The organism is Bacillus sp. FSL K6-1012, assembly GCF_037964915.1.
GTDB classification, from domain to species: domain Bacteria; phylum Bacillota; class Bacilli; order Bacillales; family Bacillaceae; genus Bacillus; species Bacillus halotolerans.
Genome location: NZ_CP150175.1, coordinates 1942450 through 1966356 on the forward strand (window position 1 = coordinate 1942450; position 23907 = coordinate 1966356).

Annotated in this window: 27 protein-coding genes; 19 read left to right on the forward strand and 8 right to left on the reverse strand. The window is 42.3% G+C overall.

Annotation, left to right across the window (positions count from 1 at the left end; translation table 11 throughout):
* Positions 1-8: 8 nt before the first annotated feature.
* The 3 genes from NSS75_RS09805 to NSS75_RS09815 all read right to left on the reverse strand — a co-directional run bounded on the left by NSS75_RS09805 (position 9) and on the right by NSS75_RS09815 (position 3352).
* Positions 9-1250, reverse strand: a complete 1242-nt coding sequence (locus NSS75_RS09805) for a cytochrome P450 (RefSeq protein WP_198097419.1) — start codon at positions 1248-1250, stop codon at positions 9-11.
* Between the two features lie 268 nt (positions 1251-1518).
* Positions 1519-1878 carry a hypothetical protein gene (locus NSS75_RS09810; RefSeq protein WP_024121485.1) on the reverse strand — a complete coding sequence of 120 codons (360 nt, stop codon included), beginning with the start codon at positions 1876-1878 and terminating at the stop codon, positions 1519-1521.
* 145 nt (positions 1879-2023) lie between these two features.
* Positions 2024-3352 carry a S8 family peptidase gene (locus NSS75_RS09815; protein ID WP_024121486.1) on the reverse strand — a complete coding sequence of 443 codons (1329 nt, stop codon included), beginning with the start codon at positions 3350-3352 and terminating at the stop codon, positions 2024-2026.
* A gap of 221 nt (positions 3353-3573) precedes the next feature.
* Between NSS75_RS09815 and NSS75_RS09820 the strand changes: the two genes are divergently transcribed.
* The 3 genes from NSS75_RS09820 to NSS75_RS09830 all read left to right on the forward strand — a co-directional run bounded on the left by NSS75_RS09820 (position 3574) and on the right by NSS75_RS09830 (position 5327).
* Positions 3574-3807, forward strand: coding sequence for a hypothetical protein (locus tag NSS75_RS09820; protein ID WP_024121487.1), 234 nt, complete (start codon positions 3574-3576; stop codon positions 3805-3807).
* Positions 3808-4092: 285 nt separating this feature from the next.
* Positions 4093-4800: a poly-gamma-glutamate hydrolase family protein gene (locus tag NSS75_RS09825; protein WP_024121488.1), complete on the forward strand. Its 708-nt coding sequence runs from the start codon at positions 4093-4095 to the stop codon at positions 4798-4800.
* Between the two features lie 71 nt (positions 4801-4871).
* Complete coding sequence (locus NSS75_RS09830; RefSeq protein WP_024121489.1) at positions 4872-5327, forward strand: OsmC family protein; 456 nt, start codon at positions 4872-4874, stop codon at positions 5325-5327.
* A gap of 12 nt (positions 5328-5339) precedes the next feature.
* On the opposite strand, the gene NSS75_RS09835 is transcribed toward NSS75_RS09830, so the two are convergent.
* From NSS75_RS09835 to NSS75_RS09845, 3 genes are all read right to left on the reverse strand, one after another.
* Entirely contained in the window at positions 5340-5693 is a 354-nt protein-coding gene (locus NSS75_RS09835) for a multidrug efflux SMR transporter (protein ID WP_024121490.1), read from the reverse strand.
* Between the two features lie 13 nt (positions 5694-5706).
* Complete coding sequence (gene ebrA / locus NSS75_RS09840) at positions 5707-6024, reverse strand: multidrug efflux SMR transporter subunit EbrA (RefSeq protein ID WP_024121491.1); 318 nt, start codon at positions 6022-6024, stop codon at positions 5707-5709.
* A gap of 156 nt (positions 6025-6180) precedes the next feature.
* Entirely contained in the window at positions 6181-6432 is a 252-nt protein-coding gene (locus tag NSS75_RS09845; protein WP_024121492.1) for a hypothetical protein, read from the reverse strand.
* Positions 6433-6558: 126 nt separating this feature from the next.
* Between NSS75_RS09845 and NSS75_RS09850 the strand changes: the two genes are divergently transcribed.
* The 10 genes from NSS75_RS09850 (at position 6559) to NSS75_RS09895 (ending at position 15043) form a co-directional block, all read left to right on the forward strand.
* The gene (locus tag NSS75_RS09850; RefSeq protein ID WP_253295324.1) at positions 6559-6936 is read left to right on the forward strand and encodes a YmaF family protein; all 378 of its coding nucleotides are present in this window, start codon (positions 6559-6561) and stop codon (positions 6934-6936) included.
* 100 nt (positions 6937-7036) lie between these two features.
* Positions 7037-7981, forward strand: a complete 945-nt coding sequence (gene miaA / locus NSS75_RS09855; protein WP_339237280.1) for a tRNA (adenosine(37)-N6)-dimethylallyltransferase MiaA — start codon at positions 7037-7039, stop codon at positions 7979-7981.
* Between the two features lie 39 nt (positions 7982-8020).
* The gene (hfq, locus tag NSS75_RS09860) at positions 8021-8242 is read left to right on the forward strand and encodes an RNA chaperone Hfq (RefSeq protein WP_003221097.1); all 222 of its coding nucleotides are present in this window, start codon (positions 8021-8023) and stop codon (positions 8240-8242) included.
* 167 nt (positions 8243-8409) lie between these two features.
* Positions 8410-9960, forward strand: coding sequence for an alpha-amylase (gene amyS / locus NSS75_RS09865; RefSeq protein ID WP_103671442.1), 1551 nt, complete (start codon positions 8410-8412; stop codon positions 9958-9960).
* Positions 9961-10095: 135 nt separating this feature from the next.
* A complete protein-coding gene (locus tag NSS75_RS09870) occupies positions 10096-10368 on the forward strand; it encodes a YmzC family protein (RefSeq protein WP_024121496.1) in 273 nt (90 codons plus the stop codon).
* Between the two features lie 81 nt (positions 10369-10449).
* Positions 10450-10680 (forward strand): hypothetical protein, encoded by a 231-nt coding sequence (locus NSS75_RS09875; RefSeq protein WP_024121497.1) that lies wholly within the window; start codon positions 10450-10452, stop codon positions 10678-10680.
* Positions 10681-10912: 232 nt separating this feature from the next.
* Entirely contained in the window at positions 10913-11305 is a 393-nt protein-coding gene (gene nrdI / locus NSS75_RS09880) for a class Ib ribonucleoside-diphosphate reductase assembly flavoprotein NrdI (protein WP_024121498.1), read from the forward strand.
* On the forward strand, positions 11265-13367 hold the full coding sequence (gene nrdE, locus NSS75_RS09885) for a class 1b ribonucleoside-diphosphate reductase subunit alpha (protein WP_024121499.1): 2103 nt from the start codon (positions 11265-11267) through the stop codon (positions 13365-13367). The genes nrdI and nrdE overlap by 41 nt, the downstream gene beginning before the upstream one ends.
* Before the next feature lie 17 nt (positions 13368-13384).
* A complete protein-coding gene (gene nrdF / locus NSS75_RS09890; protein ID WP_044155791.1) occupies positions 13385-14374 on the forward strand; it encodes a class 1b ribonucleoside-diphosphate reductase subunit beta in 990 nt (329 codons plus the stop codon).
* 48 nt (positions 14375-14422) lie between these two features.
* Positions 14423-15043 (forward strand): hypothetical protein, encoded by a 621-nt coding sequence (locus NSS75_RS09895; RefSeq protein WP_044155790.1) that lies wholly within the window; start codon positions 14423-14425, stop codon positions 15041-15043.
* Positions 15044-15109: 66 nt separating this feature from the next.
* Here NSS75_RS09895 and NSS75_RS09900 read toward each other — a convergent pair whose 3' ends face one another.
* Positions 15110-15877: an N-acetylmuramoyl-L-alanine amidase gene (locus NSS75_RS09900; protein WP_095713880.1), complete on the reverse strand. Its 768-nt coding sequence runs from the start codon at positions 15875-15877 to the stop codon at positions 15110-15112.
* A 534-nt stretch (positions 15878-16411) separates the two neighbouring features.
* On the opposite strand from NSS75_RS09900, the gene NSS75_RS09905 reads away from it, so the two are divergent.
* The 6 genes from NSS75_RS09905 (at position 16412) to glnA (ending at position 22621) form a co-directional block, all read left to right on the forward strand.
* Positions 16412-16765 carry a hypothetical protein gene (locus tag NSS75_RS09905; RefSeq protein WP_142367113.1) on the forward strand — a complete coding sequence of 118 codons (354 nt, stop codon included), beginning with the start codon at positions 16412-16414 and terminating at the stop codon, positions 16763-16765.
* Between the two features lie 302 nt (positions 16766-17067).
* The gene (gene spoVK / locus NSS75_RS09910) at positions 17068-18036 is read left to right on the forward strand and encodes a stage V sporulation protein K (protein WP_049809927.1); all 969 of its coding nucleotides are present in this window, start codon (positions 17068-17070) and stop codon (positions 18034-18036) included.
* 130 nt (positions 18037-18166) lie between these two features.
* Entirely contained in the window at positions 18167-19429 is a 1263-nt protein-coding gene (gene hflX, locus NSS75_RS09915; protein WP_216394459.1) for a GTPase HflX, read from the forward strand.
* A gap of 17 nt (positions 19430-19446) precedes the next feature.
* Positions 19447-20712, forward strand: coding sequence for an aminotransferase class I/II-fold pyridoxal phosphate-dependent enzyme (locus NSS75_RS09920; RefSeq protein ID WP_024121508.1), 1266 nt, complete (start codon positions 19447-19449; stop codon positions 20710-20712).
* Positions 20713-20821: 109 nt separating this feature from the next.
* A complete protein-coding gene (gene glnR, locus NSS75_RS09925) occupies positions 20822-21229 on the forward strand; it encodes a transcriptional repressor GlnR (RefSeq protein WP_010334345.1) in 408 nt (135 codons plus the stop codon).
* A 57-nt stretch (positions 21230-21286) separates the two neighbouring features.
* A complete protein-coding gene (gene glnA / locus NSS75_RS09930; protein WP_024121509.1) occupies positions 21287-22621 on the forward strand; it encodes a type I glutamate--ammonia ligase in 1335 nt (444 codons plus the stop codon).
* A gap of 112 nt (positions 22622-22733) precedes the next feature.
* On the opposite strand, the gene NSS75_RS09935 is transcribed toward glnA, so the two are convergent.
* Positions 22734-23888 carry a site-specific integrase gene (locus NSS75_RS09935; RefSeq protein WP_332276447.1) on the reverse strand — a complete coding sequence of 385 codons (1155 nt, stop codon included), beginning with the start codon at positions 23886-23888 and terminating at the stop codon, positions 22734-22736.
* Between the last annotated feature and the right edge of the window lie 19 nt (positions 23889-23907).

Here is a 23907-nt window from a genome sequence, read left to right on the forward strand (position 1 = left end):
GGAAGAAATCAGCTGAGGTGTGAAAGTGAATCTTTCCTTGCAAGTGAGACCGGAAGACTTTCTAATCCTCTTAAAAAAGCATTTTTTCTCCATTTCAACTCTTCTGGCGTTACCGTAAGTTCAATTTGCGGAAATCGTTTCAGCAGTGCGTTAAACGCAATTTGCCCTTCCAATCTTGCCAGTGGCGCTCCTAAACAGAAGTGTATCCCAAAGCCGAAAGAGATATGCCGATTAGGTGTTCTGGTTATATCGAATGTTTCTGGATTTTCAAATCGTTCAGGATCTCGATTGGCAGAACCGATTCCTATAAAAATCATGTCTCCCTTTTTGATAGAATGGCCTTGGTAGGAGAAGTCTTCAATGGCCCACCGATTTGCCATCATAACGACAGGGGAGGTGTAGCGCAGCAATTCTTCAACGGCTGTATCTATCATTTCAGGATGCAGTTTCAGTTTCTCTAATTCTCCCTTGTGCTGAAGCAATGCAAGGGTGCCAGATCCGATTAAGTTAACCGTCGTTTCAAGTCCTGCTACCACCAAAAGGAACAGCATAGAGTAAAGTTCTTTTTCACTTAACGTTTGGCCGTCTTCTTCAGCATGCACAAGTTTACTGATCAAATCGTCTTTTGGCTGTATTCTTCTTTCATGAATTAACTTGCCAACATAGTCTTTAAACTCCCGAAGAGCCTGATTGGTCAGTTCTCGGTTGGCCTCTGAAGTATCAACCATGGCATTGGTCCATATTTGAAACTGTGCCCGATCCTCTTTCGGTATGCCCATCATTTCAGAAATCACGATAAACGGTAACGGAGAGGCAAAGGATGCCATAAAGTCTGTTTCATTCTCTTTTTCCATTTCATCTAACAATCGTTCAGTAATTTGTTCGATGCTGATGCGTAGATTTTCAATGGTGCGGGGGGTAAATGCTTGGTGAACCAGTGACCTTAAACGAGTATGGTCAGGTGTGTCTTTTGCCAGCATATGATCTGATACGAAATCAACGTCTTCACTGACATTGAGCATTTCAATTTGTTCTTTACTCATTACATTTTTAACGTCTCTTGTAATTCGGTTGTCTTTAAGAAATGCCATGCAATCATCGTAACGGGTGATTAACCACGCCGGATATGTACTTCCAAAACGGTGTAATTCGAATCGATGAATGGGTGCGTGTTCTCTAAAACGGCCTAAAACTGAAAAGGGGTTTTCATGAAACTCTTTAGCATGCGGATGAAACATCAAATTTTCCATTTTCCATTCTCCTCGCCTAATAGATTAAGACAGATGCATTTATTCAGTTTAGACCAGATGTAAAAGAAAGCTTTGCGCAATCTGTATAACAGAATCCCATTGGAAACGACAACCTGTTATGTCTAAAACTATATATCTATTTTAGGTGCCGTTCAATAGTTTTGGGACGAAAATATCGGCTTGCGGGTAAGGAAATGATTCCATGCAAAAAAGCGCCTTTGGGGCAATTTCAAAGGCGCTGTATTCTTTCGACCAGGTGAAAGTTTCTTCATTTGTTTTGTACATCAATAGTATATACCGCACGATCTGTCAGTACCTTCAATCCGCCATTTTCTTGGTGAATGTGAATATCCCCTAATAAAGGAATTTCATAAGCGTTCTGCGGAAGCGGTACGTCTCCAGCTTCAGTAAAGGTTGTTCCTTCGCCTTCCAGGACGAGTTCGTCATTTGCAACGTAGTCGTCAGGGTGGTTTGCGCTGCGTATGCCCACTTTTTGAAGGTGAAGAACAATCTGATCCAAATCTGAAATCTCGTCTTGGTTATTGGTCAGTTCGCCTTTTCTAATATCAAGCGTCTGGCCGATCCGCTCTCTCAACCATTCAGAAAGCTCAGTGTTGTTGAGTGCCATCAGTCATTCCTCCTTTTGATCTATACTGTAACTATTCCCAATTGTTTTATGTTTTACACTCTGCTGGGATATACCGGCTTATGTATGCTAAAAAACACTGCTGACCCTTTAACGAACCAGCAGTGTTCACGAAGATCATGAAATCTTATTCACCAGGAATAGCTTTCTCAGCATTGATTGCTCCGGCACCGTAAATATTCGGGTCTTCGCCTGTCCATTTATCAGACCCATTTTTAAGCAGCTCTTTCACTTCGTCCGGCGTAAGATCTGGATTTTGCTGGAGTATTAAGGCGGCGATTCCCGCACAGATCGGCGTTGCCATTGATGTCCCCGACATTGTAAAATAATGAGACCCTACACGGCTTGATTTTTGCAGCTTATCGATATATGAATTCGGTGAGCGAAGGGAAATGATGTTTACGCCCGGTGCTAAAATATCGGGCTTTTCTTTCCCGTATACAGTCGGTCCGCGGCTTGAGAAAGAAGCAACTGTATCATCTTCGCTGCTTACTGTATTGTTATCGTCAAACGCGCCGACAGTAATGACTTTTTCGCTTACACCAGGGCTTGAAATTGTCTGCGGATCAGGGCCTGAATTTCCGGCAGCAACACAGACGACAATCCCGGCGTTCCAAGCTTCTTCAACTGCTTTGACTAATGGATCTTCCAGTTCATTGTCATAACGCAGCGCATCGCCGCCAAGGGACATGCTGATAATATCAATTGGTTCATCCGGATTGTCCTCATTATATTGAATACACCATTCGACGCCTTCAATAATGTCCGCTAACGTGCCTGAACCTTGTTTGTTCAGCACTTTTACTCCGATTAAATTGGCTTCCGGTGCAGGTCCGCGGTATTGGCCGGAAGATGACGCGCCGCTGCTTGCGACATCACCTGCGCAGTGTGTGCCATGTCCATTATCATCATACGGCTCTGTTTTTTGGTTTACCATATCGGCAAATCCAATAATTCTTCCCTCTAAGTCAGGGTGCGGGTAGATTCCTGTATCGACTACTGCGACTGTAACGCCTTTACCGGTTAAGGTTTGCCCGCTTCTGACGACTTCCTTTGCATGGCTTGCTTCGGCTGCTGTGTCAAGAAGCGCTTTGACTTCGCGGTTTAAATACACTTTGCGAATATCGCTGCATTCAGAAAGAAGAGAATGCAATGCTGAAGGGGTAACCTCTGCGCTGCAGCAATTGATTTTGTTAAAACGGTTTTTTAGCTTGCTGCGTTTTTCTTTTTGTAAAACCCGTCCCGCCATTTGAAAGCCGGCCTCATGGCAGCCTTCCTCGAATTCAATGATGACCGACATTTTTTTTCTGTTTTTTAATTTTGTTTCAAAAAACTGATGTAAAAAGCAAGGAGTCCACTTGAAGGGCTTGTAGAGCTGCAAGACGCTTTCACGCAATGGCCAATCAAGCTTATGAGCGTTTGCTCTCACCATTTGTACCATAGAGTAGCCAAACATAGATTTTCCTCCTATTATGAAGTTCTCTGTATACTCTATGAGTGGATCATATGTTTGGTAAGTTTGTTTGTCCTTTAGAGGAGGCGGACAAGAGTTTGTTTTTATGAATCTTTTGAATCTGATACGAAAGAATCATGTGTACTGTTAATCATTAGGTATTGAAAAAGAACGTTTGTTCGTATTATCATTTATATATATCAAACAGGAGGAGCGATAATCGTATGAATATCTTCTTACGCCGGTCTTTGGAAGATCAGATACCAATCAGCATTATATATATGAAGAAAGACGGCACCATAACAAAAAGAACGATTATCGTCAGGCAGAAAAGCAAAACACAAATTAAAGCTTTTTGTTTTACGAACCATCAGATCAGAACGTTTTTATTAGACTCTATCCTCTCCTGTGACTTTGTGCGAACAAGGAAGCAAGAACCCCGGTTCGCAGGACTATAACAGGCCGTCCGCTTCAGCATCCCGGACAGCCTGGTTTTTAGTAAAACCTTCCTTATTCCTCTATACATTTAATTACCAAGTGAGGTTATCCCTACCTTTTTCGTTTTTCCTCTCAATCTTTTTTCACTGATATTTGAATATAACCGCTGATAAATGTGACATTCAATTGATTTTTTGAAACCGGGAACTTTTTCACTGATGATATGGTGTATACAATGGTAAGATAAAACCTATTGACTATACCTCATATAATGAACCTTGCCATTCTTGTGAAAGGAGTTTAACATGAGAAGATTTTTACTAAATGTCATATTAGTCTTAGCCATAGTCTTATTCATAAGATATGTTCATTACTCATTAGAACCTGAACCATCCAACCAGCCGGATACATATTCAAATTTCAGCAGTCTGGCAGAGAATGAGGACCCTGCTGATTATGATATTTCTTATCAAGAGAAAAAAGGGAGCAAAGTTTTAATCATGTCTCCGCACGGCGGAAGAATTGAAGGCGGAGTAAGTGAGCTTGTGCGTTATTTCAACGATGACTACTCGACTTACCTGTTTGAGGGCTTAAAGTCACATGATAATCAAACGCTGCACATTACAAGCACCAACTTTGATGAGCCATTGGCTGAAGAGAAGATCAAGGAGCACCAGTACGTTGTCGCTTTTCACGGATATAAAGGAGAAAAGAAAAATACACTTGTCGGAGGAACAGACCGTAAGCGGGCGAAAATGATTGTCAGAGCTCTTGAAAAAAGAGGGTTTTCCGCTGAATTAGCGTCCTCTCAAAGCGGCCTTGCAGGATTAAGTGCAGATAACATTAATAACCAGGGGGAAACCGGGCTGAGTATCCAGCTGGAAATCAGCCGTGAACAGAGAGAAGCCTTTTTTGATGATTTTTACTATAAAGATAGGAAATACACGAAAACCAGTGAATTCTACTCTTATGTCCGGGCGATAAAACATGTACTTGAAAAAGAATATTCCTAATAAGCAAATCAGAGGACAAAATCAAGGAAGATCAGTAGACTGAAATGGAATCCATTGAAGGAGGCAATCAAATGGCAGATCATCATTTTTATTTAAAAGCGAATTGGCCGGGAAAACGCAATGATGTCGGCACAATCGAAAGCGGGAATCTCATCACGTCTATTTCTATTCCTCAAGAAATGGACGGACCGGGGGAGGGGACCAACCCGGATGAAATGCTTCTCGGGGCAGCGGCAACCTGTTATATTATTACGCTTGCTGCTATGATGGAAAGAAGCGGACTGGAAAAAGAAGATCTGCAGATGGAATCAGAAGGCATAGTCGATGTGACAAGAGGGATCTTTACATACAAAAAAATCATTCACCGCCCCGCAGTAGTCCTCAGACACGATGCCTCAGAAGAAGACGTTGCGTTAGCCCACAAGCTTTGTGAAAAAGCGGAGTCTTCCTGCATGATCTCACGAGCCATTCAAGGAAACGTCGAACTGCAGCTAGAAGCTTCTGTAAAAATATCGGAGCAATCATAAAAAAGCAGACGGTCACTGACAGGCCGTCTGCTTTTTTTCTTTATTAGGGGCTTTTGACTGATTTAACAGCACAACGCCTGCAATAACGAGTGTCAGCCCAAATATACCCTTCAAGCTGATGGTTTCGCCAAAAAGCAAAAAACCGACTACAGCTGTAAGCGCCGTCCCGATACCGGACCAAGTGGCGTAAGCGCTTGATAAGTCTATGGTTCTTAAAGAAAAGCTTAAAAACGTGAAGGCGGACAGAAATCCGGCAGCCACTCCGATAATAGGCCAGAATTGCGTAAAGCCTTCGGAGAGTTTGAGCATTGTGCTCCCAAATACCTCAGATAATATGGCAAGAGCCAAATAAAGAAATCCTCTCATATACAACACTCCCTTACTGCCAATTAAGCAGCACAACACCTGAAATTAATAGAGCAATCCCAATAAGTCCTTTTACATTCAGTTTTTCCTTGAAAAATTTCGCACCGATAACGGCCGTCAGCACCGTACCCACGCCGCTCCATGTCGCATATGAAAGGCTTAGAGGGATGCGGTTTAAGGTAAGCGACAGCATATAAAAGGCAAGGGAATAACCAATCACGACCAATGCACTCGGCTTCCACTTTTTGAAGCCGTCAGACACTTTCAGCATGGCCGCTCCGATTGATTCTGAGCATATGGCAATTGTGAGGAATAAGTAACCGATCATCATCGTAATCCTCCTCACTCAAAATATGATAAATGTTAGGTAATGAAAAGATCATCAGCTAGAAAAATATTAGTGCAAACCTATGTATGAGTCAAGAGATTCATTTCAACTCAGATTCGGGGGATAAAAAAGACCCCTTTTATAAGGGGTCTGCCGGGTTTAGTAGTAATATGGGTACGGGGGATAAGGATATCCGCCATAAAAATAAGGGTTAAATAAAGCACTTCCTACAAGTCCGCCTACCAGCCCGCCAAAAAAAGGTCCTCCGTAAAATCCAAACGGCCGTCCAAAGCCATAGCCAAACCCAGGTCTTCCAAATCCAAAACCTGGCCGTCCAAACCCGTAGCCGAACCCTGGTCTGCCAAAGATTCTTGCATCATTTTCGTCAATGAAATATTCCACTTCGTTCATTTTTTCTTTCCTCCAATAATAAAGTGTAGATGATGCAGTGTATTCAGCCTACCCAAATTTGATTGGGCGTTCAGCTGAAAAAGAAGGAGAGTGAATTGATTGGGCCTGTATCAGTCTGACTGGGCCATGGCGCCGCCTCACGTACATGCTTATCGTGCTAAAACAACCAGTGAACAGGGGCATTATCATATCATTGAAGGTTTTACTCAGCCGGCAAACGGAACGAATACGGATCGCCATACACACTACTTCACTGGGATTACTTCGTTTGAAAATGGTCATTTCCACCGCTATTACGGGATCTCGGGCCCTGCCATTCCCAGGGCTGACGGAACACATTATCACAAAATTGAAGAAAACACTTATCTCGCTTATAACGAGCCGATTCAGATCCGTTACGGAGGCGTTGTGTACGATCCCCGAAATCACAGCAAAAAAACGCATCGCCATCATTTGAAAGGCAAGACACGGGAAATTGTCGGAAATGAGCCTCTTGGCTGGTAGAAGAAATGTTTACTGCTGCAAAAAAAGGGCAAAATGGATAGGTGGTTATATATGATGAGTGCTATAATGGGGGGAGATTTGTAAAAGAGAGTGATACATAGTGAAAAATAACAAACAGCCCGTTGTCATATTAGTCGGACCAACGGCAGTGGGGAAAACCAATTTAAGCATTCAGCTTGCTAAGGCTTTGAACGGGGAAATTATCAGCGGAGATTCCATGCAGGTTTATAAAGGAATGGACATCGGGACAGCTAAAATCTCTGAACAGGAGACAGAAGGTGTGCCGCATCATCTGATTGACATTCTAGACCCGGCAGATTCTTTTTCCACCGCGGATTATCAAGGCTTGGTCAGAAATAAAATCAGCGAGATCGCAAAAAAAGGAAAGCTTCCGATGATTGTAGGCGGTACAGGGCTTTACATTCAATCCGTCCTTTACGATTATACCTTTACGGAAGAGGCGAACGATCCGGCGTTTCGGGAAGAAATGCAGAAGGCTGCGGCGCAGGAGGGAGCTGAATTCCTTCATGCTAAGCTGGCTGCGGCTGATCCGGAGGCAGCAAAAGCGATTCATCCGAATAATACAAGAAGAGTGATTCGCGCACTGGAGATTTTACATACATCTGGTAAAACGATGTCGCAGCATTTAAAAGAGCAAAAGCGGGAGCTGCTGTACAATGCTGTATTAATCGGGCTTACAATGGACAGAGACACGCTTTACGACAGGATTAATCAGCGAGTCGATCTGATGATGGAAGCCGGACTTCTTCCGGAAGTGAAACAGCTCTACGACCGAAAATTGAGAGACTGTCAATCGATACAGGCGATCGGCTACAAGGAGCTGTACGCATATTTTGACGGATTTGTGACACTTTCTGAGGCTGTCGAGCAATTAAAACAAAACTCCAGACGGTATGCGAAACGCCAGCTGACGTGGTTTCGCAACAAAATGCCGGTTGACTGGTTCGATATGACCCCGCCTGTTGATATGGAGCTGAAAAAAAAGGAAATTTTCACACATATAGCAGGAAAACTGCAACTTTAATCGAAACTGTATGATATAGAGAATCAAGGAGGACGAAACATGAAACCGATTAATATTCAGGATCAGTTTTTGAATCAAATCCGCAAAGAAAATACGTATGTCACTGTTTTTTTACTGAACGGCTTTCAATTGCGCGGCCAGGTGAAAGGCTTTGATAACTTTACCGTATTGCTAGAATCGGAAGGTAAGCAGCAGCTTATATATAAACATGCGATCTCAACTTTTGCACCGCAAAAAAACGTCCAGCTTGAATTAGAATAGACCATAAAGATAAAACGAAATAGAAAAACCTCGGGCTGAAAGCCCGAGGTTTTTTGTGTCGCAGAAGTTCCTATAGAGATTACAAAAAATATAGGAAATTGGTTATTTGTGTAAAACTCCTATTGTTGTACAATGATTTGTGATCATGCTGGAAAGGGGAGAGGGAAATGAATCACAAACGAAAACGTGCCATATCATGGGGTCTGGTGTTTTTCTTAACATTGCTGTTTGTCACGCTGCCGGTATCTAAAACTTGGGCTGCAAGCGTAAATGGCACGCTGATGCAGTACTTTGAATGGTACCTGCCTAATGACGGACAACATTGGAAACGCTTGCAAGAAGATGCGGGGCATTTATCTGAAATTGGAATCACTGCTGTATGGATTCCGCCTGCATACAAAGGAACGAGTCAATCTGACAATGGATATGGCCCATATGATTTGTACGATTTAGGAGAATTTCAGCAAAAAGGGACGATGCGCACAAAATACGGCACAAAACCGGAGCTTCAGTCAGCGATCAGCTCCCTGCATTCGCAAAACATCCAAGTATACGGTGATGTTGTTTTGAATCATAAGGCAGGCGCGGATGCAACGGAAGATGTAACCGCGGTCGAAGTGAATCCAAACGATAGAAATCAGGAAACATCAGGAGAGTATCAAATAAAAGCATGGACAGGCTTTCATTACCCGGGCCGCGGAAGCACGTACAGCGATTTTAAGTGGCATTGGTACCATTTCGACGGAGCGGATTGGGACGAATCCCGAAAGCTGAACCGCATCTATAAGTTTCGAGGGGATGGAAAGGCATGGGATTGGGAAGTATCAAGGGAAAACGGCAACTACGATTATTTGATGTATGCAGACGTCGACTATGATCATCCGGATGTTGTCGCAGAAACGAAAAGGTGGGGTACCTGGTATGCAAACGAGCTTCAACTCGACGGTTTTCGGCTCGACGCTGTTAAACATATTAAATTTTCTTTTCTGAGTGATTGGGTAAAGGCAGTCAGACAATCAACAGGAAAGGAAATGTTTACAGTTGCAGAGTATTGGCAAAATAACCTGAACGAGCTCGAAAACTATTTGAATAAAACTGATTTTAAGCAATCTGTTTTTGATGTCCCGCTTCACTATCATTTGCAGGCTGCATCCTCACAGGGGGGCGGCTATGATATGAGACATTTGCTGGATGGCACTGTCGTATCGAAGCATCCGATGCAAGCGGTAACATTTGTGGAAAATCATGATACACAGCCGGGGCAATCATTGGAGTCGACTGTACAAACATGGTTTAAGCCCCTCGCTTATGCCTTCATCTTAACAAGAGAGGCTGGTTACCCGCAGGTTTTCTATGGAGATATGTATGGAACAAAGGGTTCATCGTCAAGGGAAATTCCGTCGCTCAAAAATAAAATAGAACCCATTTTAAAAGCGCGTAAACATTATGCATACGGGACCCAGCATGATTATTTTGACCATGAGGATGTGATTGGCTGGACGAGGGAAGGTGATCAATCGGCCGCCCAATCAGGATTGGCTGCATTAATCACAGACGGTCCTGGCGGGTCAAAGAGGATGTACGTCGGAAAGCAAAATGCCGGCGAGACATGGTATGACATTACTGGGAACCGCTCCGATCCTGTTACAATTCATTCTGATGGATGGGGAGAGTTTCATGTAAACGGAGGTTCAGTATCCATTTATGTACAGAAGTAAGAAAGGGAGGGGCTGAAAGGCTAACACAGCAGCCTCTCTTGTTTTTTATCTTGCGTGGTCTTTTTTATAATGAGAACATAAGAAGGAGGAAAGTGTATATAATGTAAAAAATTTGAACGTAAGAGGAGTGAACGAATGTTTTCTGAATCTGAAGCGGAGTTGAGACGAATCAGAATTGCACTTGTCTGGATTGCTGTGTTCTTATTGTTTGGTGCGTGCGGGAGAGATGAAACAGTGATTGAAACAGATAGCGGAGATTCTTATGAAACGCCCCAGCCAAGTTCATTTCCGCTCGAAAATAATCATTTTGGAATCGTAAATGACGGCAATATAGAAATTTATGAGTATAATGAGGCTGATAACAAGGTAAAGCTTAAAAAAGCGTTTCCGTCTGATGAGCTTGAATAAAATTCACAAGCATGGAATTTTACAAAGCAGACGCAGGCCGCTAAACTGAATACTGACACAGAACATACAGAGGGTGAAATGATGAAGCATAAGATTATTGTCAATCACTGGGAAGAAATCTGTGAAGACGATTCCTGCTATGAATATGGAACGAGTATTATTGTTAATGGAAAAGAATTAATCAGAGAAGCCTCAATTATAAGCGCATTGAAGGCAGTTTTAGAAGAAATCGGCGCTGATGCAGAAATAGAAGAAACAGTCGAAAGCGAAAAATGCTGTGACAGTATAAGAAAAAAAAATCTAGACTACTAAGCAGTTTTTTTTCATGTTATGATATACATCGGCTTAAAAACGACACTTCGAGTAGGATGAGAGATGATTCTCGTTCTGCTCTCTTTTTTGGGCCCTGATGAGGGTGCCAGAGAGAAAATATGAATTTTTTATTAAAACGAATCTATATATTGTGTTTTTACCAGAGGGTAGTATACTATATATAGTGTTAGTGGTTGAGAGATTCATATTTTTTGATAGGTCGTGATAAAACGTGGTACAAATCATATTTGATTCAAAAACAGGGAATGTTCAGCGCTTTGTGAATAAAATAGACTTTCAGCAAATACGCAAGGTGGACGAAATTGACCACCTGGACACTCCGTTTGTTTTGGTCACCTACACGACAAACTTCGGCCAGGTACCGGCATCAACACAATCATTTCTCGAAAAATACGCCCATCTCTTATTAGGGGTCGCTGCGAGCGGCAATAAAGTATGGGGCGATAACTTTGCGAAAAGCGCCGATACCATTTCAAGACAATATCAGGTGCCGATTTTGCACAAATTTGAACTCAGCGGCACATCTAAAGACGTTGAATTGTTTACTCAGGAGGTAGAAAGAGTTGTCACAAAATCAAGTGCCAAAATGGATCCAGTTAAATAACGAAATCATGATCCAAAAAGATGGAAAATTCCAGTTTGATAAGGATAAAGAGGCTGTACATAGTTATTTTGTAGACTATATCAATCAAAACACAGTTTACTTTCACGATCTAAAAGAGAAGCTGGATTATTTGATTGAAAATCAATACTACGAAGAGGAATTCTTAAGCCTTTATTCTTTTGAAGACATTAAAGAAGTGTTTAAGACAGCTTACGCTAAGAAGTTTCGTTTTCCTTCCTTCATGAGTGCGTTTAAATTCTATAATGACTATGCTTTGAAAACGAATGACAAGAAAAGAATCCTCGAGCGTTATGAGGATCGGATCTCAATTGTTGCGCTGTTCTTCGCAAACGGGGACACTGAGAAAGCAAAAGAATATGTGAACCTAATGATCAATCAGGAATATCAGCCCAGTACACCGACATTTTTGAACGCCGGCAGAAAACGCCGCGGTGAACTGGTGAGCTGCTTCTTGCTCGAAGTCAATGATTCATTAAATGATATTTCAAGAGCGATCGATATCTCCATGCAACTTTCTAAACTGGGCGGCGGGGTTTCTCTTAACCTGTCCAAGCTTCGCGCGAAAGGTGAAGCCATCAAAGATGTTGAAAATGCCACAAAAGGTGTTGTAGGCGTCATGAAGCTTCTTGATAACGCGTTCCGTTATGCTGACCAAATGGGACAAAGACAAGGATCTGGTGCGGCGTATTTAAACATTTTCCACCGCGATATCAATGATTTTCTCGATACGAAAAAGATTTCTGCCGACGAGGATGTGCGCGTCAAAACACTTTCTATCGGTGTAGTCATTCCGGACAAGTTCGTTGAGCTTGCGCGTGAGGACAAAGCGGCTTATGTATTCTATCCGCATACCATCTATAAAGAGTACGGACAGCACATGGACGAAATGGACATGAATGAAATGTACGACAAGTTCGTCGACAACCCTAGGGTGAAAAAAGAGAAAATCAACCCGCGGAAATTGCTCGAAAAACTGGCGGTGCTTCGTTCTGAATCAGGCTATCCATACATCATGTTCCAGGATAATGTCAACAAAGTACATGCGAATAACCATATTTCAAAGGTGAAATTTTCTAATCTTTGCTCTGAAGTGCTGCAGGCATCTCAGGTTTCTTCTTACACTGACTACGATGTAGAAGATGAAATCGGTTTGGATATTTCCTGCAACCTGGGATCGCTTAACATTCTCAACGTGATGGAGCACAAATCGATTGAAAAGACTGTTAAGCTTGCGACTGATTCCTTAACTCACGTATCTGAAACGACTGATATCCGTAATGCACCTGCTGTAAGACGGGCAAACAAAGCGATGAAATCAATCGGTCTCGGCGCTATGAACCTTCACGGATACCTTGCGCAAAACGGCATCGCGTATGAAAGTCCAGAAGCGCGCGACTTTGCGAACACATTCTTTATGATGGTGAACTTCTACTCTATCCAGCGTTCTGCAGAGATCGCAAAAGAGAAGGGCGAGACGTTTGATCAATATGAAGGATCAACCTATGCAACTGGTGAATACTTCGATAAATACGTTTCAACTGATTTCTCGCCGAAATACGAAAAAATCGCAAATCTGTTTGAAGGTATGCATATCCCGACGACAGAGGACTGGAAACAATTAAAAGCATTTGTGGCTGAACACGGCATGTATCACAGCTACAGATTATGCATTGCGCCGACAGGCTCGATTTCATACGTTCAGTCAAGCACGGCATCTGTCATGCCGATTATGGAACGGATTGAAGAAAGAACATACGGCAACTCAAAAACGTACTACCCAATGCCTGGGCTTGCATCTAATAACTGGTTCTTCTACAAAGAAGCCTATGATATGGATATGTTCAAAGTCGTAGATATGATCGCGACAATCCAGCAGCACGTTGATCAGGGAATCAGCTTTACATTGTTCCTAAAAGATACAATGACGACTCGTGATTTAAACCGGATTGATTTGTATGCACATCACAGAGGAATTAAAACCATTTACTATGCAAGAACGAAAGATACTGGGCAAGACAGCTGCCTTTCTTGTGTTGTTTGATTAAAGGAGAGTTTATAGTGACGAAAATTTATGACGCAGCAAACTGGTCAAAGCATGAAGACGACTTTACCCAAATGTTTTATAACCAAAATGTGAAACAGTTCTGGCTTCCGGAAGAGATTGCTTTAAACGGCGATCTCCTCACTTGGAAGTACCTCGGGAAAAACGAGCAAGACACGTATATGAAGGTACTGGCCGGATTGACTCTTCTTGATACAGAGCAGGGGAATACAGGAATGCCGATCGTGGCTGAGCACGTAGACGGCCACCAGCGGAAAGCCGTGCTGAATTTTATGGCGATGATGGAGAACGCCGTTCACGCAAAATCGTACTCTAATATTTTCATGACACTGGCACCGACTGAAACGATTAATGAAGTATTCGAATGGGTCAAACAAAACAAATTTTTGCAGAAAAAAGCGCAAATCATCGTCGGACTCTACAAAGCGATTAAAAAAGATGACGAGATTTCACTGTTCAAAGCAATGGTTGCATCTGTGTATTTAGAAAGCTTCCTATTCTATAGCGGTTTCTATTATCCGTTATATTTCTACGGACAAGGAAAACTGATGCAAAGCGGTGAAATTATCAACCTGATCCTTCGTGATGAAGCGATTCACGGTGTTTATGTCGGACTTCTCGCTCAAGAAATCTACAATAAGCAGACAGAAGAGACAAAAGCAGAGCTTCGCGAATTTGCCATTGACCTTTTGAATGAGCTTTATGAGAATGAGCTTGAGTATACCGAGGACTTATACGATCAAGTCGGACTCTCGCACGATGTCAAGAAGTTCATCCGCTATAATGCGAATAAAGCGCTGATGAACCTTGGATTTGATCCGTACTTTGAAGAGGAAGACATTAATCCGATCGTTTTAAACGGATTAAATACAAAAACAAAATCACATGACTTCTTCTCCATGAAGGGGAATGGGTACAAAAAGGCGACCGTTGAGCCGATCAAAGACGATGACTTTTTCTTTGATGATGAAAAAGAGCAGATATAATATCTGCTCTTTTCGGCTTGAAGGTTGAAATAGGAGGACGCAGTAATCATGGGAAAAATGGATGAAATCATCTTGGTCGCTCCGCGCGATGAAGTGTTTAAAAAAGAAAAATTGACTTTTCAAGGCGTAAACAGTGAAGATGCCCGAGTAGCAGAAATTATGGCTCAAATTGAGGCGACCTATTCTGAAATGAGAAGGGGAGACGCAGAAGAAGATCCTCATTATAAGCAGCCGATTCCTTATGTCGTCATTAAACGCGAGGATGAAGTTTTCCTTTATGAGCGGCTGGCTGGCGGCGGAGAATCACGTCTTCACAATAAGCTTTCTCTTGGCTTTGGCGGCCATATGAATCATATTGAAGGAGCTGCTTCCTTTGCCGAGGTCTTAAAGCTGAACACAGACCGGGAGCTTGATGAAGAACTGCAAATCGAAGAAGAGGATAAGCAGGCCATTGTCACATTAGGTTTGATAAATGATGATGACAACAGTGTCGGCAAAGTGCATATCGGTATTCTATCTGCGCTTCAATTAAAGCCAGGCTCACATGTGGAAGTCAAAGAGAAAGAGCAAATTGCGGGTAAATGGATGAAAATTTCTGAACTAAAACAAACAGACATTTATAACCGTCTGGAAACATGGTCGCAATTCGTGGTTGACATTCTTGAATAAAAAAACCCGGTTTCTCATGAAGAGGAACCGGGTTTTTTTATCAGGCATGCTCGTCCGCAAACAGTATTATGATTCTAGGAAGACCATAGCGTCAAAGCCGGTATTCTCAGCTCTGGCAGCAAGGGCATCGGCATTATCTTTGGAAGAAAAAGCGCCGATCTGAACCTTATATAATCCGTCCTTTAAGAGCACAATGGCGTCAAAGCCCTTAGACTCTGCGCTGCTTGCAAGATTGTCCGCATTTGCTTTAACCTTAAAAGCCCCGATTTGAACCTTATATAACCCTGAGTCGGATGTTTTCTGAAGGCTGAAGGATTGCTCTAACCCGTTTGCATGTCCTCTTGCCAAGCTTTGAATAAAACTGCTCGTTTTAAGCTTGTTCGCATCTGTAACCGTATCAATAAAACCGTTTTCCGTAAGCAGGGCAGGCATTGAGGATTCCCTTAATACGTGGAAGTTTGCTGTTTTTTTACCGCGATCTGAAAAGTCGACAGCTTGTATGACTTCAGAGTGAATCTCCGATTGGTAAGTCGTTGTCGGTGCTCCGACTCCCGGATAAATGTAGCTTTCGAAACCTGTTCCGCCCCCGGAATTAATGTGAATGGATAAAAAGAAATCGGCTCCCCAGTTATTTGCAGCATTTGTCCGGTCGCTTAAGCTGACATATTGGTCGCTTGTCCGGCTTAGCAGCACAGAAACACCCTCATACTCATTCGTCAATATAGTGCGTAAAGCTAAAGCGATTTGCAAGGTTAACGTTTTTTCTTGGAGACCATTGCCTGTTGCGCCTGGATCGGACCCGCCATGACCTGGATCAATAAAAATTTTAACCATTCTCCATCACCTCATTACAGGATATGAAAAAAGACGGCTTCTGCTTGTACGATTATCATCCGGCAGAAAAATGAGGAAATAACCCCTGTTACCCGAAAAATTATTTCTCGGGAAAGCGCACAATTCAACAGGATATGACAGGAAGGTTGCTAAAAGTTTGTCTTTTAGTCGGTTTAATAAAGGTGGTTATTCAATCAAATTCAGCAGAAAGCGGAGGGGTATCTCTGTAAATGATGCTGACATACACAACGGTCTCCATGCTGCTTCAGTCTTTTTGACTGTGGTTTGGGAGGTCAGTCAGAACGTACTCAATGGAAATAACATTCAGACATTCTTTTTGTTTCCTATTAATATCACTCACTCTTGGTTGCATGGGTTAACGTTTATACTCACTCTTTTCCTCGGTGCCATTATTTTGCTCTCCAGTTCTTCATCGGATTATTGGGCATTTGTATTTGAAGAAGTATGGGGATTTGACATCATCCTAGGCTTAGTCTCTCAGGAAAGTTGATTTCCCGGGTGTTTTACCCGGATTTGTTCCAAAAAGTTGCTGGCTTTTATACATCATCCCAAAATCCTCACTCTGATGAGCCGACAATCGGTTTAGATATCCTGCGCGAAAAGAAGAATACCCAGAAATTTCTTCATCATGTAAATACTGAGCATAAAACGACGATTCTTCTCACCTTCCATCAAATTGATGACGTTGAACGTTTATGTAAACGGATCATCCTGATTGAGGAGGGAGAAATATTCGACGGACCGAAAGAAAAGCTGTCACAATTGACGAACAGTAAGAGAAGCTCAGCTGTTGAAGTAGACGCCGTTCATGCAGACTGGGGTTTACTTTCATGTCAACCTACTGAAGTGAAAGGGAAGTATATCTGATAATTCATAAATTCCTCAGCTCATTACAAGCATATCTGCGCATTGAAAATATCCTAACTGAGGTTTATACATCGAAGAAATATCACTTTCATAGCTGATTGTTCTAACAAATTTGCTTAAAATAAAATCTCTTGGTTTGTCCACCCTGTGTTCGTGAATACAATAAGAAATAAAGTATTTCTCGGGAAAGCGCAGGATTCCCCATTGTTCCCGAAAAAAAAGCATTTGTTTCGACACATGATAGGCGTTTGTCACATAAGGCATACGCTTGAATATCATATAGAAAGAACTGAGAGGTGAAAATGTTGGAGCGCGCTGTGACTTATAAAAACAACGGACAGATCAACATTATTCTTAACGGACAAAAGCAGGTGCTGACAAACGCTGAGGCAGAGGCGGAATATCAAGCGGCTTTGCAAAAAAACGAAGCTAAGCACGGCATTTTGAAGGAAATAGAAAAAGAGATGAACACACTGGTTGGAATGGAGGAAATGAAACGAAACATTAAGGAAATATACGCTTGGATTTTTGTCAATCAAAAACGTGCGGAACAGGGCTTGAAGGTGGGAAAGCAAGCGCTGCATATGATGTTTAAAGGAAATCCGGGAACTGGGAAAACGACAGTTGCACGGCTTATCGGCCGGCTGTTCTTTGAAATGAACGTACTGTCAAAAGGCCACCTGATCGAAGCGGAACGTGCTGACTTGGTCGGGGAATACATTGGCCACACCGCCCAAAAGACGAGGGATTTAATCAAAAAGTCATTAGGCGGCATTTTGTTTATAGACGAAGCCTATTCCCTTGCAAGGGGCGGCGAAAAGGACTTCGGGAAAGAAGCGATCGACACGCTTGTCAAGCATATGGAAGACAAACAGCATGAATTCATTTTAATTCTTGCCGGATATTCACGGGAAATGGAGCATTTTTTATCATTGAATCCCGGTCTCCAATCCAGATTTCCCATCTCCATCGATTTCCCGGATTATTCCGTCAATCAGCTTATGGAAATTGCGAAACGGATGATCGCAGAGCGGGAATACCAGCTCAGTCAGGAAGCTGAATGGAAATTAAAGGATTACTTAATGACAGTCAAAAGCACAACAAGTCCCATTAAATTCAGCAATGGCCGTTTTGTCAGAAATGTCATAGAAAAATCGATCAGAGCGCAAGCCATGAGACTTCTAATGGGCGACCAATACTTAAAAAGCGATTTGATGACCATTAAAAGCCAAGATCTTTCAATTAAAGAAGATACCGCTGGCTCGATATAGACCTCTTCCTGTGAGAGGTCTTTTTTTCTAATGTATTTCTTGTTTTCACAGCAATCGATTTGTGGTATACACATGCAGGGTTTGGTATGATAATACTACTGCCCAATATGCAATAGAAAGGAACATCCATTTGAAAGAACAAGAAACAAGACAGGAAAAGGCCATTTTAGTCGGATGTCAGCTGCCGCATATCACAGATGAGCATTTTGAAAATTCCATGGAAGAGCTTGCATCACTGACAAAAACAGCAGATGGAACGGTATTGACCAGCGTCACGCAAAAACGAAACCGGGCTGACGCAGCTACATATATAGGAAAAGGGAAGGTTGAAGAGCTGAAGACGCTCGTTGAAGAGCTTGAAGTCGATCTTCTTATTTTTAATGATGAACTGTCACCAAGCCAGCTAAAGTCCTTGGCAACTGCGATTGAAGTAAAAATCATCGACCGCACGCAATTGATATTAGATATTTTTGCGAAAAGAGCAAGAACAAGAGAAGGAAAGCTTCAAATCGAGCTGGCTCAGCTCCAGTATGCTCTCCCGCGTCTGACTGGACAGGGGATCAACCTTTCCCGGCAAGGCGGAGGGATCGGCGCGAGAGGACCGGGGGAAACAAAACTGGAGACCGATCGCCGCCATATTAGAAATCGCATTCATGAAATTAACACGCAGTTGTCCGCTGTCATTCGCCATAGAAGCCGCTACCGTGAAAGAAGAAAGAAAAACGGTGTGCTGCAAATCGCTCTTGTCGGGTATACGAACGCGGGGAAATCAACGTGGTTTAACCGCCTGACAAGCGCTGACAGCTATGAAGAAGACCTTCTGTTTGCCACGCTGGACCCTATGACCAGAAAAATGGTGCTGCCAAGCGGCTACAGCGTGCTCCTGTCAGATACGGTCGGATTTATTCAAGATCTTCCGACGACACTGATCGCTGCATTCCGCTCAACGCTTGAAGAAGTAAAAGAAGCGGATGTGATTCTGCATCTGATTGATTCCTCAAATGAGGAGTACACAGGGCACGAAAAAACGGTGCTTCGCTTGCTGGAAGAGCTTGAAGCAGATGATATCCCGGTGCTGACGGCTTATAACAAACGCGATCAAAAGCTGCCTGACTTTATCCCGTCCGTTGGAAAGAATCATATCATGGTCAGTGCAAGATTTGAGGAGGATACTGAAAAGTTTAAGGAAGCCATCCAGCGTTATTTGCGCCAAGAACTGTTAACGCCTTTTGAAGCGCAGGTACCGGCAAGTGAGGGCAAGCTTCTCTCGAGAATCAAATCCGAAACGATGGTTGACCGTTTTCATTTTAATGAAGAAAACGAACAGTACGACATATCAGGATATGTACAAGAAGAGCAAAGTATCATCGGTGAATTGAAGAAGTATATGTAAGAAGGGAATACAAGGACATGTTCGAAACTTTAACACACGGAGATTTATTAAAAAAAACAGCAATGGAAGTGGAAACGGAAATTGCCGGCGTTCATAAACAAATAGAAGAAATCAGTGAACGCAATGAATGGAGAGTGCTTCAAAGCTATAGAAAACACAAGGTGAGCGACACTCATTTTACGCCGTCTACAGGATACGGCTATGATGACATCGGAAGAGATACACTTGAAAGCATTTATGCAGATGTGTTTGGGGGCGAAGCCGGGCTTGTCAGGCCTCAAATTATATCAGGCACACATGCGATTTCCATTGCTTTATTCGGTGTCCTCAGACCGGGGGACGAGCTGCTTTATATCACAGGCAAGCCGTATGATACGTTAGAAGAAATTGTCGGCGTCAGAGGCGGAGAAAATTCTGGATCGCTAAAGGATTTTCAAATCGGCTACAATGCGGTTGAACTGACTGAAGACGGAAAAATAGATTACGATGCTGTCGCTGCAGCTATCAATCCGAAGACAAAGGTGATCGGCATTCAGCGCTCAAAAGGATATGCCAATCGTCCTTCTTTCTTAATTAGTGAAATCAAAGAAATGATCCGCTTTGTAAAAGAAATCAATGAAAATCTTATCGTATTTGTGGACAACTGTTACGGAGAATTTGTAGAAGAGCTGGAACCTTGCCATGTAGGCGCCGATCTCATGGCGGGATCTCTTATTAAAAATCCGGGAGGCGGTCTTGCCAAAACAGGCGGGTACCTCGTTGGAAAATCTGAATGGATCGAGGCTTGTTCATACCGAATGACTTCACCGGGCATCGGCCGGGAAGCCGGAGCGTCTCTTTACTCGCTCCAGGAAATGTATCAAGGCTTCTTTTTGGCGCCTCACGTTGTGTCACAAAGCTTAAAGGGAGCGGTGTTTACAGCGAGATTCCTTGAAAAACTGGGCTTCACTTCAAACCCGAAATGGGATGCGAAAAGAACAGATTTGATACAATCCGTTGAGTTTTCCGACAGAGAAAAGATGATTGCCTTTTGCCAGGCCATTCAATATGCATCGCCGATCAATGCCCACGTGACGCCTTATCCAGCCTACATGCCGGGATACGAAGATGATGTGATTATGGCAGCGGGCACATTTATACAAGGAGCAAGCATTGAATTATCAGCTGATGGCCCTATCCGCCCGCCATATGTAGCGTATGTCCAGGGAGGATTAACCTATGCGCATGTGAAAAATGCCATATGCAGTGCAGTGGATTCTTTAATGGATAAGAAATTAATTTGAATAGTTTAAAATTTTCACTGAATTTCATGTTAAGAATCCTTACATGTTATTGACACAAAATATAACATCACCTATAATGAAACTAAGTTAAGAAAAGGAGGAAATTGAGATGAGTGATAACATTCGCCGCTCAATGCCTTTATTTCCAATAGGAATTGTCATGCAATTGACCGAATTATCAGCAAGACAAATTCGGTATTATGAGGAAAATGGACTGATATTTCCAGCTAGAAGCGAAGGAAATAGACGATTATTCTCATTTCACGATGTAGATAAACTGTTAGAAATTAAACACCTGATTGAACAAGGTGTAAACATGGCAGGAATTAAACAAATTCTGGCGAAAGCTTCGGCTGAGCCGGAACAGAAACAAAATGAGAAGACGAAGAAACCAATGAAACATGATCTGTCTGATGACGAACTGAGACAGCTCCTGAAAAACGAGCTTATGCAAGCCGGCCGTTTTCAAAGAGGAAATACATTCCGTCAAGGCGACATGTCCCGCTTCTTTCATTAATCCGTTAGCAACTGTTTTGCTATATACATTTACCTTTTAGAGGAGGAGTTTTACGAAATGGCAAAGTATACAAGAGAAGATATCGTAAAATTAGTAAATGAGGAAAACGTCAAGTACATCCGCCTGCAATTTACCGACATTCTTGGAACAATCAAGAACGTTGAGATTCCTGTAAGCCAGCTTCCAAAAGCACTTGATAATAAGGTCATGTTTGACGGATCTTCTATTGAAGGTTTCGTTCGCATCGAAGAATCAGATATGTACCTGTATCCTGATCTAAATACATTTGTTATCTTCCCATGGACAGCTGAAAAAGGTAAAGTAGCACGTTTCATCTGTGATATTTACAATCCGGATGGCACACCTTTCGAAGGTGACCCGCGAAACAACTTAAAACGGATTCTGAAAGAAATGGAAGACCTGGGCTTCAGTGATTTCAATCTAGGACCTGAGCCTGAATTCTTCTTATTCAAATTAGACGAAAAAGGCGAACCGACGCTTGAATTAAACGACAAAGGCGGATATTTCGACTTAGCGCCAACTGACTTGGGAGAAAACTGCCGCCGCGATATCGTTCTTGAGCTTGAAGAGATGGGCTTTGAAATCGAAGCATCTCACCACGAAGTAGCGCCTGGCCAGCACGAAATCGACTTTAAATATGCTGGTGCAGTCCGTTCTTGTGACGACATCCAAACGTTTAAACTAGTTGTTAAAACAATTGCCCGCAAACACGGTCTGCATGCGACATTTATGCCAAAACCGTTGTTCGGTGTGAACGGTTCAGGTATGCACTGCAATCTATCACTCTTCAAAGATGGCGTTAACTCATTCTATGATGCAAACGCAGATCTTCAGTTAAGTGAAACAGCGAAACACTTCATTGCAGGTATCGTGAAGCATGCAACAAGCTTTACAGCAGTAACAAACCCGACAGTGAACTCTTACAAACGTCTTGTTCCTGGCTATGAAGCACCTTGCTACGTTGCATGGAGCGCGCAAAACAGAAGCCCGCTTATCCGTATCCCGGCTTCCCGCGGCATCAGCACACGTGTTGAAGTGCGCAGCGTAGATCCAGCTGCGAATCCGTACCTAGCACTTAGCGTCTTGCTTGCTGCAGGTTTAGATGGAATCAAAAACAAACTAGAAGCGCCAGCTCCAATCGACCGCAACATCTACGTGATGAGCAAAGAAGAGCGCATGGAAAACGGAATCGTCGACCTTCCTGCAACACTTGCTGAAGCATTAGACGAATTCAAATCAAACGAAGTGATGGTCAAAGCTCTAGGCGAGCACCTATTCGAGCACTTCATCGAAGCAAAAGAAATCGAGTGGGATATGTTCCGCACGCAAGTTCACCCTTGGGAACGCGAACAGTATATGTCTCAGTATTAATCTCTCAATCCCTTGGCACTATTGGTGTCAGGGGATTTTTAAATTTTGGTCATAAGATTAAGAGATTGATAATTTTGGTCCTTGACCAAAATATGACCAAAAAAATTTGAAGTTATGAATCTAACTCCATAATTGAGGACACGTATTTCTCGTAATCCTTTATTCGGTTTTGGTCAAGCTTCTTACTAATATGTGAATAAACATCGGCAGTTACCATCATGCTTTTATGACCTAAACGTTCTTGAATGTATTTCATATCAGCGCCTGACTCTAAAAGTAAAACAGCATGTGTATGCCGTAATGCGTGGATAGGCATTTTATTTATGTCAGCTCGCTTTAAAATACGATTAAACGCATTAAAAAGGGTGGACTTAGGTAAAAAATTCCCGTCAACTCTGCAAAATACTAAATTGAGATCATGTTTATAATCAGCCTGTAACATTTGTTTATTCTCAAATTGCCACTTCTTATGTTTTTGTAAAGCAGCAGAAAGGGAAGCGCCAATTGATATTCTTCTTTTGGATTCATAAGTTTTAGTTTCGCCGAAGAGTTCATCAGCTGTTTTTGCAGAAAAATCTAGGGTGTTTTTAATGTCTATGTAATTCTCTCTTAAGTTGATATCTGTCCATTGAAGAGCAGCAGCTTCACCTTTACGCATACCGGTCTCTATGAGCGTTCTAAAAAAGATGTAATATATATAGTTATACTTATATGCTTCCTGAAGAAATTTCGGAATATCCTCAGAAAGCATGTATTCGAGTTTACCTTTTTTCTTTTCATTCTTATTTGATATTGTGGCCCCGTAACAAGGGTTTTTTGCTAATTTTCCTATGATGACAGCTTTACTAAAAGCGTTAAACATTGTACTGTGTATAATTTCCACAGTGCGTTTGCTGTATCCCTGATCAGTTAAAAAGTTAAGGAATTTTTGATACATAATAGGTTTAATATCTGTAATCTTGATGTTTTTGAAGTAAGGAAGAATATGATTCTTGATGTTTCGTTCGTGGAGTTCATATGTATTCTTTCTAACGGTGTCTTTTTTGTATTCATGTAGCCAACTAAATAAAAATTGCTCAAGCGACATGGTTTCTGTATCAAATTCAAATCCAGCAGCTATTTGTTTTTCTTGTTCGGCAGCAGCTTTTTGAGCTTCTTTCTTTGTTTTAAAACCACTCTTTGATTTTATTTTGTATTTAAGAGTGAAAGGGTCCTTAAAGGAGACACGATATTCCCACTTGTCTCCTCTTTTTCTGAATGTAGCCATATTTACCTCCTGATAGAGT

Excerpts from the sequence above, each read along its gene's own strand:
- NSS75_RS09935 (WP_332276447.1), bottom strand. The coding sequence starts at position 23,888 with ATGGCTACATTCAGAAAAAGAGGAGACAAGTGGGAATATCGTGTCTCC.
- NSS75_RS09850 (WP_253295324.1), top strand. The coding sequence starts at position 6,559 with ATGGCGCCGCCTCACGTACATGCTTATCGTGCTAAAACAACCAGTGAA.
- NSS75_RS09845 (WP_024121492.1), bottom strand. The coding sequence starts at position 6,432 with ATGAACGAAGTGGAATATTTCATTGACGAAAATGATGCAAGAATCTTT.
- NSS75_RS09810 (WP_024121485.1), bottom strand. The coding sequence starts at position 1,878 with ATGGCACTCAACAACACTGAGCTTTCTGAATGGTTGAGAGAGCGGATC.
- NSS75_RS09830 (WP_024121489.1), top strand. The coding sequence starts at position 4,872 with ATGGCAGATCATCATTTTTATTTAAAAGCGAATTGGCCGGGAAAACGC.
- NSS75_RS09805 (WP_198097419.1), bottom strand. The coding sequence starts at position 1,250 with ATGGAAAATTTGATGTTTCATCCGCATGCTAAAGAGTTTCATGAAAAC.
- spoVK (WP_049809927.1), top strand. The coding sequence starts at position 17,068 with ATGTTGGAGCGCGCTGTGACTTATAAAAACAACGGACAGATCAACATT.
- amyS (WP_103671442.1), top strand. The coding sequence starts at position 8,410 with ATGAATCACAAACGAAAACGTGCCATATCATGGGGTCTGGTGTTTTTC.
- NSS75_RS09875 (WP_024121497.1), top strand. The coding sequence starts at position 10,450 with ATGAAGCATAAGATTATTGTCAATCACTGGGAAGAAATCTGTGAAGAC.
- NSS75_RS09820 (WP_024121487.1), top strand. The coding sequence starts at position 3,574 with ATGAATATCTTCTTACGCCGGTCTTTGGAAGATCAGATACCAATCAGC.
- NSS75_RS09825 (WP_024121488.1), top strand. The coding sequence starts at position 4,093 with ATGAGAAGATTTTTACTAAATGTCATATTAGTCTTAGCCATAGTCTTA.
- NSS75_RS09920 (WP_024121508.1), top strand. The coding sequence starts at position 19,447 with ATGTTCGAAACTTTAACACACGGAGATTTATTAAAAAAAACAGCAATG.
- NSS75_RS09870 (WP_024121496.1), top strand. The coding sequence starts at position 10,096 with ATGTTTTCTGAATCTGAAGCGGAGTTGAGACGAATCAGAATTGCACTT.
- NSS75_RS09900 (WP_095713880.1), bottom strand. The coding sequence starts at position 15,877 with ATGGTTAAAATTTTTATTGATCCAGGTCATGGCGGGTCCGATCCAGGC.
- glnR (WP_010334345.1), top strand. The coding sequence starts at position 20,822 with ATGAGTGATAACATTCGCCGCTCAATGCCTTTATTTCCAATAGGAATT.
- NSS75_RS09815 (WP_024121486.1), bottom strand. The coding sequence starts at position 3,352 with ATGTTTGGCTACTCTATGGTACAAATGGTGAGAGCAAACGCTCATAAG.
- NSS75_RS09895 (WP_044155790.1), top strand. The coding sequence starts at position 14,423 with ATGGGAAAAATGGATGAAATCATCTTGGTCGCTCCGCGCGATGAAGTG.
- NSS75_RS09835 (WP_024121490.1), bottom strand. The coding sequence starts at position 5,693 with ATGAGAGGATTTCTTTATTTGGCTCTTGCCATATTATCTGAGGTATTT.
- ebrA (WP_024121491.1), bottom strand. The coding sequence starts at position 6,024 with ATGATGATCGGTTACTTATTCCTCACAATTGCCATATGCTCAGAATCA.
- hfq (WP_003221097.1), top strand. The coding sequence starts at position 8,021 with ATGAAACCGATTAATATTCAGGATCAGTTTTTGAATCAAATCCGCAAA.
- glnA (WP_024121509.1), top strand. The coding sequence starts at position 21,287 with ATGGCAAAGTATACAAGAGAAGATATCGTAAAATTAGTAAATGAGGAA.